This is a genomic window from Paenibacillus sp. JT22N12, assembly GCF_056269365.1.
Genome location: NZ_JBWDNU010000002.1, coordinates 538,330 through 551,456 on the forward strand (window position 1 = coordinate 538,330; position 13,127 = coordinate 551,456).

Here is a 13,127-nt window from a genome sequence, read left to right on the forward strand (position 1 = left end):
TCAAACGGAACGATACGATTGCGTGGAGGAATCGAGGATGAACAGTTATGAGATTGCCGTCATTCCGGGGGATGGAATCGGCAAGGAGGTTGTACCCGCCGCTTTGAGAGTGCTGGAGGCAGCTGCGCAAATTGATGGCGGGCTGGCTTTTAAATGGACGGAATTTCCATGGAGCTGCGAATACTATTTGGAGCATGGTCGGATGATGCCGTCAGACGGCATATCGACCTTACGCAGCTTCGATCAGATTTTTCTCGGAGCCGTCGGCATGCCCGATCTGGTACAGGACCATATTTCGCTCTGGGGCTTGCTCATCCAGATCCGCCGGGAGATGAAGCAGGCCGTTAACGTTCGTCCGGCCAAGCTGCTGCGCGGGCTGCGTTCCCCGCTCAGGGAACCCAAGGACTTCGATCTGGTCGTAGTCCGGGAGAATTCCGAGGGTGAATATTCGGAAATCGGAGGACGTATTCATCGCGGTCCGGATGAAATGGCGATTCAAAACGCTGTTTTTACACGCAAGGCTACGGAGCGTGTAATGAATCATGCATTCGAATTGGCCAAGGACCGTAAGGGCCATGTGACGAGCGCTACCAAATCGAATGGAATCACCTACAGCATGCCGTTTTGGGACGATGTGTTCAAGGGAGTTTGTACAGCCTATCCTGACATTCCGACTTCAGCGATTCATATCGATGCCTTAGCTGCCTTTTTCGTGATGAAGCCTCAAATTTTTGATGTTATCGTTGCATCCAATTTATTCGGGGATATATTAACGGACCTGGGCGGAGCCATTATGGGCAGTATTGGAATTGCTCCTGCCGCGAATTTGAATCTGGAGCGGGAATACCCTTCGATGTTCGAGCCTGTCCACGGATCAGCACCGGACATTGCCGGCACAGGGCTGGCCAATCCGATAGGACAAATTTGGACCGCCAAAATGATGCTGGATTTTCTTGGATACAAGGAAATTGGGGAGCTTGTGCTGGCTGCCATTGAAGATACGCTGGAGGCGGGTGTGAAGACCCGGGACCTTGGCGGCAATGCGACGACCAGCGAGGTTACACAATCCATTCTGAATCACCTGTTAAATAAGCAGGGATCATAGAATAGCAGTTGGGGTTGATAGAAACCCGAATTCGTAAAAAGGCGTAATCATCTAACCGTCAACCGAAAGGTTGAAGTTAGACGGTTACGCTTTTTTTACATAACGCGAGCTGAAGTCCACTACATAAAAGAGAGGTAGTTGTCATCGCCAATTGTAAATGCGGCCATTATTCTTGGGAGCTGATTTTGGTGTTTTCTCAGGATGGAATTGCCGAAAAAAGAATTGACAGGAAGATGAAATGCCAGTAATGTAAATTTATAATACAGGTATATAACAAGTATCTATAAAAAGGGTCAGGAGGAGGAAGCTTGAGCGATTCAACATTGAAGATCGGCATGATCGGATTGGATACTTCGCATGTTACAGCCTTTACCGAGATGCTTCACAATATCGATCATCCTTACCATGTTCCTGGAGGCAGGATTGTCACCTCTTTTCCCGGAGGCTCACCTGACTTTGATTTAAGCCGTTCCAGAGTTGAAGGATTTACAGAAGACCTGTCTGGAACATACGGCGTTGAAATGAAGGACACCATCGAAGAGGTGGCCGCCGTAAGTGACGCCATTCTGCTTGAGTCCGTCGATGGCAGGGTTCATCGGGAACAGTTCATGAAGGTCGCGCCTTACGGTAAACCGGTATTTATCGATAAGCCTTTTGCGATTTCCTTGGCGGATGCGGAAACCATCGCTGCAGCAGCGAAACAATATCAGGTTCCGCTTATGAGCTGCTCCGCGCTCCGGTATGCGGAAGGGTTGACGGCTGATTTGGAGAACTCCGGGAAGGAGTCCATCATGGGCATGGACTGCTATGGTCCAATGGCGTTGGAGCCGACTCAGCCGGGCCTGTTCTGGTATGGCATCCATACGGCGGAGATGCTGTTTGCGGCCATGGGATCGGGCTGCGTTCAAGTAAGCGCGGTGACGAATGAATATCATGACCTTATCGTTGGCGTTTGGAAGGATGGACGTATAGCAACCATACGCGGCAACCGAAAGGGCAATTCGCAATTCGGAGCCGTTATCCATCGAATGGATAGCTCGAGCTTCATTGATGTGTATGCGCAGAAAAAACCTTATTATGCCAGCTTGCTGGAACAAATCATGGCGATGTTCCGTTCCGGAAAATCGCCGATCGTTCTGGAGGAAACGCTTGAAATCATCCGCTTTATCGAAGCGGCCAACATCAGCCGGAGCAGCGGCAGAACCATCAGGCTTTCCGCTTGAAGACAACAATTTAAACATGAAGGGATGCGGAGCAAGCGCATGAGAATGGCTAGAATAGGCGTGCTGTCGGATCAACAGGCTGCCCGGCGCCGCCACCGTTACGGCATTAACGTATTCGAATCGTATATCGGTGAGCTGTTGGCACATGCTGGATTGCCTTTTCAATGGATAAATCGAGTAGGGGATATTCAGCAGTACGATCCGGATGTATTAATCATCGCCTTAGCAGAGGAAGATCCGGAGACGGAAGAAGCGATTTGGGCATATTCGGAACAAGGCGGTACTGTTATTTCATACGGGGGCTTGAACCGGCTTGCCGTCAGACTCGGCTGCTTCGAGCAGCGGGAATTGGCGGTTGGCTATACGGATCCGGACCGGCAAGGAGCGTTCGGTGATGTGCCTCTGCGGTATTTAAGCGCCAAGCCGTGGGAGATTGGCGAAACTTCCGTCGCCTATTGCGCCCAGGCATCCGGAAAGCTGCGTATCGATACACCGGACGGAGCGGAGGCAGGCGCTGCACTGCTGCAATTCACCATCGGAAGGGGCAGGATAGACCGCTGGTCCGTCAACATTCCGAAGACGGTCGTGATGTTCCAGCAGGGAACAAGCCCGGTGCTTCACGACGGCATTCCGGCCAAAGACGGAACGGGCAGCGTAGATGAAGGGATCTTGAAGGCGGATGACCGCTGCGGAATGGATTGGGAGCTGGACCGTCTCTATACGGAGACGGGCGCCCCTTATTTTGCTTATCCTTACGCAGACATCTGGAGGGAGCATCTGATTGCGCATCTGCTGCAAATTGTGACCGGTAAAGGATTGACGATTCCTGTAATCGGCTACTGGCCGGACGGCGTTCAATGTGTAGCGGCAATATCACATGACAGCGACCTTAATATCGACGAGACTGCTGACACTACACTGGATGTCCTGAAGGAATGCGGGATACATTCGACCTGGTGCATGATTGAGCCAGGGTATCATTCTGCTGTCTATGAGCGTGTCAAACGCGATGGACATGAACTCGCCTTTCATTATAATGCGCTCGATATCCAGAATGGGAAGTGGAGCGAGGACGAATTCGACCGGCAGTTCGAATGGTTGAAGCAGGCAACTGGCCTGCATGCTGTCACCTCGAACAAAAATCACTATACCAGGTACGAAGGCTGGGGAGAGCTGTTTGAATGGTGCGAAAAGAATGGCATACAGGCGGATCAAACGAGGGGGCCAAGTAAAAAAGGCAACATCGGTTTTCTGTTCGGAACCTGCCATCCCTATTTTCCCATCGCCTGGTTCGATCGGCATAACCGTTTGTATGACGTGCTGGAAATCAGTTTCCTGACTCAGGATCTGGATCATGTCAACTTGGCGGATTCCAGCGTCGTGATCCCTTTCCTGGAGCAAACCGCGAAGGTGGAGGGAGCAGCGCATTTTCTCTTCCACCAGGTCCATATCCATCAGCAGCCTGCAGTGACGGATGCGCTGCGGAAGGTGGTCGCCGAAGCCGTCAAGAGGGGGTTCCAGTTCTGGACGTCGGAGCAAATCAACAATTGGGAGCGTTCACGCCGGGGGATAAGGATCGACGGAATTGGGGAGCAGGGAGAGATCATGGCAAGCGGTACAGAGGGGATCAACGGGATTATCGTCTATCTGCCGATGCCAATTACGGAAGCAGGACCTAATGTGGTAGAACGTTTCGGTGTGCCATGCAGGAAGACGGTGCTCAACCGTTCAGCAAGAAATCTGTCCTTATAGGAGGTTTTCAACATGGAAGACCAATTGGCTATTCACGGCGGTCCGAAAGTGAAGAGCGGGCCGTTCGGCAGCGGACAGCGATTTGGAATCGAGGAAGCGAAGGAATTAATGGAAGCCTTGCAGCAGAATACGCTATTCTATCACTTCGGCGGCAAAGTGAAGCAGTTTCTCCGCGACTTCAACCATATCTATGGAGTAAATTACAGCGTTGCCGCCTCGTCGGGGACGGGAGCCATTCATATCGCTTTGGGGGCGGCCGGCGTTACCCTAGGGGATGAAGTTATTACAAGTCCGATCACGGACCAGGGAACACTGGTTGGAATTCTGTATCAGAATGCGATTCCCGTATTTGCCGATCTCGAGCCGCATACCTACAATATGGACCCTGCGTCCGTGGAGGCCCGGATTACAGGCAGGACAAAGGCGATTGTCGTTGTCCACCTAGCCGGAAATCCTTGCGATATGGATGCGATCATGGACATCGCCGCACGGCATCAGCTTAAGGTGATCGAAGACTGCGCCCAAAGCTACCTGAGCCGGTACAAGGGAAGGCTTGCGGGTACAATCGGCGACTACGGCTGCTTCAGCACCAATGATTTCAAGCATATCTCAACCGGTGACGGAGGCATGGTTACGGTCAATTCGGGAGAAGAGGAGGATTATCATACGGTTCATGCATTCGCAGACAAGAACTATCGGCGTTTTGGGAGCAGCGTCATGCGGGATCTCCAGACTCTTGCACCCAATTACCGGATGACGGAACTTCAAGGGGCGGTCGGCATCGCCCAGCTGAAGAAGCTCAGCTGGATCTGCGGGCAGCGAACCGATTACGGCAGTCGGATCAGCGCCGGAATCGAAGGGATCCGCGGTATCACCCCTCATTGCGTTGTAGAGGGCAATACAAGCACATTCTGGTTTTATATGCTTCGGGTGAACGAAGAAGAGCTGGGCTGCAGCCGAAACGAGTTCAGTGAGGCGCTTGCTGCTGAAGGAATTCCGTGCAGCGCCGGCTATATTCCGGATGTCGTCTATATGCAGCCGATGTTTCAACAGCGGAGTGCGTATCCTGGCAGCCCTTTTCCTTTCGATATAACCGGCATTACCTATGATCGGGGATTATGTCCGAATGCGGAGGAGATATTGAGGACGGCCGTTCGAATCAATGTGAATGAATATTACACGGATTCGGATATCAATGACATCATAAAAGCAGTCCATAAGGTATCCGATCATTATCAAAAGAATTGACAGCGATTGCAAGCTCAAAATTATAGTTGACGTTTGTTTTTTTATCAGAATATAATACAGGTACGATACATATATCGTATTTTATGTGTTAGTTATATTGACGTTAAGGAGGTCGCGATTCATGAAAGTGTTGAAGCTGAATGTATTGCTTGCCATGATGCTGACATTTATCCTGATACTTGGTGCTTGTTCTTCCGACAACAAGAGCGGCGGCGATCCCGCGAGTGAAGAAACCGCTGCCGGGGAGGATTCCGATAAGGAACGCCTCCAGCTGAATTGGTTTGTCACTTCATCGGGAGATGCTGTGCTTCCTGAAGGGGATGCGGATTTTATCGGACAAGCAATCGAAGAAAAATTCAATGTCGATCTCAATATCCAGTACATGCCTTCAGGCGCAGACTTTGACAGCAAGATCAGCCTTCTGCTCGCTTCGGGGGATACCCCGGACCTGTTTACGGCGACGGGAGTAGCTTCCCAGAAATTTATCCTGGACGGTGTCACCGCGGATATGTCGCCGTTTGTGACCCCTGAGAAAATGCCGAACTATTTCAAATGGATCAGCGAGACGGAGCTTGAACGCTATGCAGTCGAAGGGAAATTCGAACGGGCCCCGCTTATTTTCCCCCGTGAGGTATACCGATCCTATTATATCCGTCAGGATTGGCTGGATAACCTGAAGCTGCAAATACCGGCCAACTATGAAGAAATGATGAAGGTGATGCACGCATTTACATTCGATGATCCGGATCAGAACGGCAAGAACGATACGTATGGTTTGACGACTGTCGGGAACGGCACATCTCTCTCCTTTGATTTCCCCCAATGGATCGAGAACGGATTGATCGGAGCGCTTATGGTTCGGGACAACAAATATGTTGACGTTCAAAGCGATCTGGCTGTTGAGCAGGTGCTGCAGGGTGTGAAGGACATGATGAAGGAAGGCACGGTGGATCCGGACTGGTTCCTGCTCAAGGGTACCGAGAATGTGGATAAGGCTGTCGGCGGCAAAGCAGGCATTATTGTCGGAGGCAGCAAATCATTCGCTTATGACAGCGAGCCGACGAGTATCCAGAACAAAACGTTAGCCTTAAACCCCAAGGCTAATTGGATGCCGTTCCATCCTTTTGCCCAAACCGGCACATGGACGGAGAACCTGCCTGACCAGCCGTTTATGTTCTCCCGCGAAACAGCAGAGAAAGACCCTGCGAAGATCGACCGGATGGTGCAAATTCTGGACTGGATGGCAAGTGAGGAAGGCTTCCTGCTGATCAATTACGGGATTGAGGGCAAACATTATACGCGTGCCGGCAATACGATTACCGTGACGCAGTCTGACCTGGATGCGTACAGCAAGGATGTCATTGAACAGGGTAATTTCCAGGAGGTATATCGTTTCTTCTACTCGCATAACCCGGAATATGAGCCGCTTGGACTTGAAGTCGTCGATGAGAGACTGTCGGACCGCGACCGTGAAATCAGCAAAACGATTCAGTCGTATAAGCTGTATCCTTCAATCGGAACGAATGTTGCTCCGCCAGTTGGCTTCAACCTTGCCGATTTCCGCAAAAAAATGAGGGAATACCAGGTACAAGTGCTGTTCGATGAGCCGGATGCGTCCAACTGGCCGAAATACGAGGAAGAGCTGATGACAAAGTACGGCGGTCAACAAATGATCGATACCTACACCGAACAGATCAAAAAGGCCGGAGTCATCAAGTAAATCACGCAAGCGCAGAGGGGGAATACACGGATGAAGCAAAACGCGGCTCTCGGGCGTTCCCCGGCGGGCAGTGAACCTATTCGCCATCGGATTGCAAGAGCCTTATACCGATACCGCTGGTTTTATCTGATGATGGTTCCAGGCTTGCTCTATTATGCGGTTTATCACTACGTCCCGATGGCAGGCATGATTATTGCGTTCAAGGATTACAGCCTGGGTAAAGGGATCCTGGGCAGCGAGTGGGTGGGCCTGGACAATTTCAGAATCATATTCCATACACCCGATTTCTACGAACTGCTTCGCAATACACTGCTGATCAGCTGCTACAGGATCCTGTTCAATATGCTGCCTGACGTCTTGCTGGCCCTCATGCTGAATGAGGTACGCATCCTATGGTTTAAGCGGCTCATCCAAACCGTTACTTACGGCCCTTATTTTCTGTCCTGGGTAATCGTATACGGATTGGCTGTTGCTTTCCTGGCCCAGGATTCCGGGATTGTGAATTACTATACCCGCGAGCTGGGCGGGAACGCGGTCAATTACCTGGCAAGCAACGAATATTTCCGGCCAATCATTCTGCTTACCGACATCTGGAAAAATACGGGCTTCGGAGCGATCATCTATCTTGCCGCGCTGGCCACGATTAATCAGGAGCTTTATGAAGCCGCGGTTGTGGACGGCGCAGGAAGATGGCGGCAGATGTGGCATGTCACGCTGCCGGGAATCCGGGACGTATTCGTGCTGCTGCTGATTCTGAGGATCGGCCATATCATGGATGCCGGCTTTGAACAAATTTATATTTTTCTGAATGCGCGCGTATACGAGGTTGGAGACATTATCGATACATGGGTATTCCGCCGTGGGCTCGAGGAGCTTGAGTTCAGCATTGCCATCGCAACGAATCTGTTCAAATCCGTGATCGGCTTCATCCTTATTATCGGAGCCAACAGGATGGCCAAAAAACTTGGTGGATCGGGAATCTGGTAGGAGGTCGAACGTATGTCCCATTCTCTGTATAAATCGAAATCGGATCGGATCGTAGATGCCGGGATCTACGCGCTGCTTGGCATCTTCGGCTTCCTTACCCTTTTTCCGCTGTACTATGTGTTTATCGTATCGATTACCCCTTACTCGGAAGTGCTGCGAAACGGAGGCTTTATCATCCTGCCGTCCTCGCTTACGCTGGAGGCCTTTCAGGCGATTTTCTCAAGCCGGACCGTTCCACAGGCACTTAAAATTACGATATTCATCACGTTAGTCGGGACCTTCCTCAATCTTGCCGTAACGACCCTGCTGGCGTATCCGTTATCCAAGAAATTTATTCCCGGCCGGAATGTCGTCCTCATAGTCATTGTGTTTACGATGCTGTTCTCCGGCGGCCTCATTCCGCTGTACCTGGTCGTAAGGGCAACAGGCCTTATGAATACGGTCTGGGCGCTCATCATCCCCGGTCTGGTCTCTACCTTTAATATGCTGATCATGAAAACCTATTTTGAGAATTTGCCCGCCGAAGTGGAAGAAGCGGCCAAGGTGGACGGCTGCGGCGATGTCGGAACCTTATTTCGTATCGTACTGCCTCTGTCAGCCCCTATTATGGCGACGATCGGGTTATTCTACGGAGTTGGCCATTGGAACGCATATTTCCAGGGGATTATGTATTTGAACGACAAGGCGCTGTATCCGATACAGGTTGTCCTGCGGAATATGATCCAGACGCCCAACGTGAGTCAGGAGCTTGCGATATCCAATCCCATGCTGCTGCAAACGCTGCCTCCGGAGACAATCAAGATGGCAACGGTCGTGGTCGCTATCATTCCAGTATTGGTGATTTATCCGTTCCTGCAGCGGTATTTCGTTAAAGGGATGCTGCTGGGTTCGATTAAGGGATAAGAAAAAGACTGTCATCAGGAGCAGCAGAATTTCTCCGGAGCTGTCGGATCCGTATGGAATTATGACTTCGTTAAAATAAGCTTCATCCTCTCAGCCAATTCCGAAGCGGACTCCATACCGGCCCAGAACAGGGTCATTTCGGCTTCCAGCTCATCGACGAGATGCGCATCTTCAAAGATTTCATACAGAAAAAGGCTGTTCTCGATCGTGTCGTCATAGATATGGAGCGACTCCAGTCCAGGTTGGCTCCATATCGCTTCATTAATCTGATTGCGGACTGAAATAAAGCCCGTTGTCGCACTCAACTGCTCCTGAACTTCCGGACTTACCGCTGTTTGCAGAAACTGCAGAGCCAACTCCGGTTCTTCGCTGTTCTTGGGCAGCATGAGAACATTGGCGATTAGCATGGTCTTCTTTTGCTTCCCGAATGGCAGCGGGGCAATCTTAGGAGTGAAAGGCATCGTCTGATGCTTCCAGCCGGCAAGCTCTATCGAGGTTGTCAGGACCATCGCCGCCTTCTCCCGCGTGAACGATTCGGAGTTGAGCGCATTTCTGGGTGAGAGTGCCGCAGAGCGATGCTTGTATAACAGGTGATGAAGGAATTTCAGAGTATTCAGGATCGGGTCCGAGCTGTCAATCGCCTTAAAATTCACGCCATTCTGCAGTGCAATGACGGGCCAGCGGCTGAGGGATGACGATAAGGACAAACCGTATACGTCGTTAATGCCATCGCCGTTCAAGTCCATAGTCAGCTGCCCGGCGGCTTCCAGGAAATCATCACGGGTCCAGGATGGGGAAGGTTCGGTTACGCCATACCGCTGAAATAAATCCGGATTATAGGCAAGATACACGGTGGAAAAAGTAACGGGCAGCGCCTTTAACCTGCCCGAATCGCTGAAAGATTGCCATAATCTCGGGTAAATGGCTTCCCGGCTGCCGCCAAGCTTGTCCTGCAGATCCGTAAATTGTTCCAAATTTTCCGCTTCGCCGAACTGGCGGTCTGATACGAGTATAAGATCAGGTTTTAAGCCCAGATCCATGCTTGTATTGATAGAGTCCCAGAAATCACCGCCAGAGAAGCTCATGCACTTGACTTCCACATTCGGATTTCTCTTCTGAAACGCCTCAATGAGCAGGGGCATGCATAGATCATAGAAGTTGGAGGGCGAGGTGGTGAAAATGCGCAGAACTTTATTGGGCGATGCCTCCACAACGAGGTCAGGGGAGACGATGGTGCCTTGTCCGACCTTCTTGACAATCAGCTTCTCCAGCAGAAGCTGATCCAGCGATTTGCGCACAGAGGTTCTGCTCATGCCGTAATGCTTGCAAAGCTCATTCTCGGATAATAGAAATTCTCCTGGCTTGATAAAGCCGGAATGGATTTGCTCACGAAGAATATTGGCTAATGTTAAATATCGGAATTCATTCTCTCTTCTCAATGTAATGACTCCTATCCCTGTCTAAACTGCTTATTACTTCAATATTGTAATGCAACGAAAAAAAGAATACAAGTGAAATACAGATGTAAGATTGTTGTTAATAAACCGGTCATAAATCCTACAATTATCGGTCACGAAGAACGGTCTGTTTTGCGCATGCACATAGAATACAGGTATGATACGTATATTTAAATGATAAGGAAAGGGGACTTGGAAATGGAGACATTAGCATTCAAAGGTGGAAGCCCTGTTCGAACAACGCCGTTCCCGGAATGGCCCATCTACGGAGAACAGGAGGAGCGCCATCTCCTGGAAGTTCTGCACTCGGGAAAATGGGGCGGTGTCGGGCGCATCAAGCTGCCTGAATTTGAGGAACAGTTCGCCGCATATCATGGGGCATCTCATGCAGTCACTGTCGTGAACGGTACGATCGGCATTACGATTGCCCTGCAGGCTGCCGGGGTTCAGCCTGGCGACGAAGTGATTATGCCGCCATATACGTTTATTGCAACGGCAACCTCCGCCTTGATGTTCGGCGCTATCCCTGTATTTGCCGATGTAGAGCCGGATTCGCTGCTGCTTGATCCGGAAAGGGTAGAAGAGGCGATTACGCCGAAAACAAAAGCGATCCTGACCGTTCATCTCGCGGGGGCACCCTCGGACATGACGCGGCTGCGGGAAATTGCGGACCGTCATGGGATACGTCTGATCGAGGATTCGGCGCAAGCCGTCGGTGCGCAGTGGGAGGGGAACAGTGTCGGGACCATCGGAGATATGGGGACGTTCAGCTTTCAGTCAAGTAAAAACATTAATGCCGGAGAGGGCGGTATTATCCTGACGAATAACAAGGCGCTTGCCGATCAGGCATGGTCGCTGACCAATGTCGGCCGGATTCGCGAGGGCGCCTGGTACCAGCATGAGCATATCGGCTGGAACCTGAGAATGACCGAGTTTCAAGCTGCCGTGCTGCTTGGACAAATGACGAGACTCGACGAACAGATGGCAAAGCGGGAGCGCAACGGAAAGCTGTTGACGGAATTGCTTGACGAGATAGAGGGCATTCGCACGATTCGAAGGGATCCGCGGATCACCCGCCACGCCAATCATTTATACATGTTCAAGCTGGAACCTGCGATTACGATGGATAAGAGCCTGATAATCAGGCATATCAACTCTGAGGGGATACCGGTCGGTTACGGCTATATCTCCTTGAACCGCAATGAGGCGGTTATCCGCGAGATTGAGAAGTGGACCGGCGAGCACCGCATCAAGCCTTGTCCGGTAAGCGAAAGAGCGAGCGAGAAGGAAGTACTCTGGCTGCACCAGAACGTTCTGCTGGCGGAGGAACAGGATATGTACGATATTGCAAAGGCGGTTAAGAAGGTGACGAATTCCATACTGGCCGGGAGGGAACATGCTTAGGCTGGGCGTCGTAACGGTTGATATTACACCGAAAGAACCGCTGCCGCTGGCCGGGTTCGCGCACCGGCATTCCGTATTCGAATCCATTGACCGCCCCTTGTTCGCCAAGGTTTGGCTGTTCGAAAACGGGGGTGCCGCCGGTCTTGAGCCGGAGCGGGCACTGGTCGTTCAAGCCGATTTGATCTGGTGGGGTTCCGAACGGGTAACCAAGCTCGCTCTGGACATACGGGAGCGTTGGGGCTTGCCGGAATCGTCCGTCATTCTGCATGCTAGCCATACCCACTTCGGTCCGCAAACGAGCTGCCTTTTCACACCATCGCTCGGTCTTCCCGATGTCCGGTATATACGCTTGCTGGAAATGAAGCTGATGGACGGCATTGCAGAAGCCTTCGGACGGCTGGAGCCCGTGACCATCGAGCGCGGGAGCGGGGAGTGCCGCATCGGTATCCATCGCCGGCGTCGTAACGGAGTGAAGATGACGATGGCGCCAAACCCGGAAGGACCTTCCGATCCGGAAGTCGTTGTGATCCGGTTTCGTGCATCTTCAGGGAAGGTGGCAGGGGTATGGTTCCATTACGCATGCCATCCTACCACTACGGGAGACAACAGCGTCACCTCCGAGTTTCCCGGTGTTGCCATGGAGATAGTGGAACGCGCAATCGGAGAAGGAGCCGCCGCCTCTTTCCTGCAGGGCTGCTGCGGCGATATTCGTCCGGCACTCATTCGTGACGCCCAATTTTACCGGGGAGACACGACAGACATAGTGGAGCTGGGCCGCACGCTGGCTGATGAGGTGATACATGTTCTTCAATCCCCGATGGAAGTGCTGCCATGCTCATCCATTCGTTCGGAGCGCCTGGCAATTGCGCTGCCGTTTCAGCGCGTGCCCGGTATCGAAGATTTGCAAAACGAGGCTTCCCGTGGAGGCATATCCGGAGAATGGAGCAGGCTGCTTCTGTCTTATCCGGAACGGCTTCTGCCTTCTATACCATTAGAGCTCAGTTGCCTGAATCTCGCCCAGGGATTGTCTCTGCTCGCCATTAATGCCGAAACCGTCGTCGAATACGGATTATTCGCAAAATCACTTGCCGGCGGAGTTCTGCCGCTGCCGTACAGCAACGGCATGATCGGCTATTTGCCTACAGAGAGTCAGCTCAGAGAAGGCGGATACGAGTCCGAGGAATCCGGCTATTACTTCGGATTGCCATCGCCTTTCGCGCATTCCGTGGAGCAATTGGTCAAGGGGGGTGCTGCTTTACTGCTGCAAAGGGGAATATCACGATTATAGGGGGAACCTCGCTGCGTAAATCGTTTCCAAAACCGAGGAG

10 protein-coding genes are annotated in these 13,127 nt (G+C 51.7%); 9 read left to right on the forward strand and 1 reads right to left on the reverse strand.

Going from position 1 to position 13,127, the window contains the following annotated elements; translation table 11 throughout:
- The first annotated feature begins 37 nt into the window (after positions 1–37).
- From AC0YOA_RS08000 to AC0YOA_RS08030, 7 genes are all read left to right on the forward strand, one after another.
- Positions 38–1,105: a tartrate dehydrogenase gene (locus tag AC0YOA_RS08000; RefSeq protein WP_475786153.1), complete on the forward strand. Its 1,068-nt coding sequence runs from the start codon at positions 38–40 to the stop codon at positions 1,103–1,105.
- A 308-nt stretch (positions 1,106–1,413) separates the two neighbouring features.
- Complete coding sequence (locus AC0YOA_RS08005) at positions 1,414–2,328, forward strand: Gfo/Idh/MocA family oxidoreductase (protein WP_475786154.1); 915 nt, start codon at positions 1,414–1,416, stop codon at positions 2,326–2,328.
- 39 nt (positions 2,329–2,367) lie between these two features.
- Positions 2,368–4,080: a polysaccharide deacetylase family protein gene (locus AC0YOA_RS08010; RefSeq protein ID WP_475786155.1), complete on the forward strand. Its 1,713-nt coding sequence runs from the start codon at positions 2,368–2,370 to the stop codon at positions 4,078–4,080.
- Between the two features lie 12 nt (positions 4,081–4,092).
- Complete coding sequence (locus AC0YOA_RS08015) at positions 4,093–5,328, forward strand: DegT/DnrJ/EryC1/StrS family aminotransferase (RefSeq protein WP_475786156.1); 1,236 nt, start codon at positions 4,093–4,095, stop codon at positions 5,326–5,328.
- Between the two features lie 121 nt (positions 5,329–5,449).
- Positions 5,450–7,048: a type 2 periplasmic-binding domain-containing protein gene (locus AC0YOA_RS08020; RefSeq protein WP_475786157.1), complete on the forward strand. Its 1,599-nt coding sequence runs from the start codon at positions 5,450–5,452 to the stop codon at positions 7,046–7,048.
- A gap of 30 nt (positions 7,049–7,078) precedes the next feature.
- Positions 7,079–8,035, forward strand: a complete 957-nt coding sequence (locus tag AC0YOA_RS08025) for an ABC transporter permease (protein ID WP_475768356.1) — start codon at positions 7,079–7,081, stop codon at positions 8,033–8,035.
- Positions 8,036–8,047: 12 nt separating this feature from the next.
- Positions 8,048–8,938, forward strand: coding sequence for a carbohydrate ABC transporter permease (locus AC0YOA_RS08030; protein ID WP_210037903.1), 891 nt, complete (start codon positions 8,048–8,050; stop codon positions 8,936–8,938).
- A gap of 59 nt (positions 8,939–8,997) precedes the next feature.
- Here AC0YOA_RS08030 and AC0YOA_RS08035 read toward each other — a convergent pair whose 3' ends face one another.
- Complete coding sequence (locus AC0YOA_RS08035; RefSeq protein ID WP_475786158.1) at positions 8,998–10,377, reverse strand: extracellular solute-binding protein; 1,380 nt, start codon at positions 10,375–10,377, stop codon at positions 8,998–9,000.
- 216 nt (positions 10,378–10,593) lie between these two features.
- Between AC0YOA_RS08035 and AC0YOA_RS08040 the strand changes: the two genes are divergently transcribed.
- On the forward strand, positions 10,594–11,799 hold the full coding sequence (locus tag AC0YOA_RS08040; protein WP_475768354.1) for a DegT/DnrJ/EryC1/StrS family aminotransferase: 1,206 nt from the start codon (positions 10,594–10,596) through the stop codon (positions 11,797–11,799).
- The gene (locus tag AC0YOA_RS08045; protein ID WP_475786159.1) at positions 11,792–13,087 is read left to right on the forward strand and encodes a hypothetical protein; all 1,296 of its coding nucleotides are present in this window, start codon (positions 11,792–11,794) and stop codon (positions 13,085–13,087) included. Before AC0YOA_RS08040 ends, AC0YOA_RS08045 begins: the two co-directional genes overlap by 8 nt.
- Positions 13,088–13,127 lie beyond the last annotated feature (40 nt).

Excerpts from the sequence above, each read along its gene's own strand:
- AC0YOA_RS08000 (WP_475786153.1), top strand. The coding sequence starts at position 38 with ATGAACAGTTATGAGATTGCCGTCATTCCGGGGGATGGAATCGGCAAG.
- AC0YOA_RS08010 (WP_475786155.1), top strand. The coding sequence starts at position 2,368 with ATGAGAATGGCTAGAATAGGCGTGCTGTCGGATCAACAGGCTGCCCGG.
- AC0YOA_RS08015 (WP_475786156.1), top strand. The coding sequence starts at position 4,093 with ATGGAAGACCAATTGGCTATTCACGGCGGTCCGAAAGTGAAGAGCGGG.
- AC0YOA_RS08020 (WP_475786157.1), top strand. The coding sequence starts at position 5,450 with ATGAAAGTGTTGAAGCTGAATGTATTGCTTGCCATGATGCTGACATTT.
- AC0YOA_RS08025 (WP_475768356.1), top strand. The coding sequence starts at position 7,079 with ATGAAGCAAAACGCGGCTCTCGGGCGTTCCCCGGCGGGCAGTGAACCT.
- AC0YOA_RS08030 (WP_210037903.1), top strand. The coding sequence starts at position 8,048 with ATGTCCCATTCTCTGTATAAATCGAAATCGGATCGGATCGTAGATGCC.
- AC0YOA_RS08040 (WP_475768354.1), top strand. The coding sequence starts at position 10,594 with ATGGAGACATTAGCATTCAAAGGTGGAAGCCCTGTTCGAACAACGCCG.
- AC0YOA_RS08045 (WP_475786159.1), top strand. The coding sequence starts at position 11,792 with ATGCTTAGGCTGGGCGTCGTAACGGTTGATATTACACCGAAAGAACCG.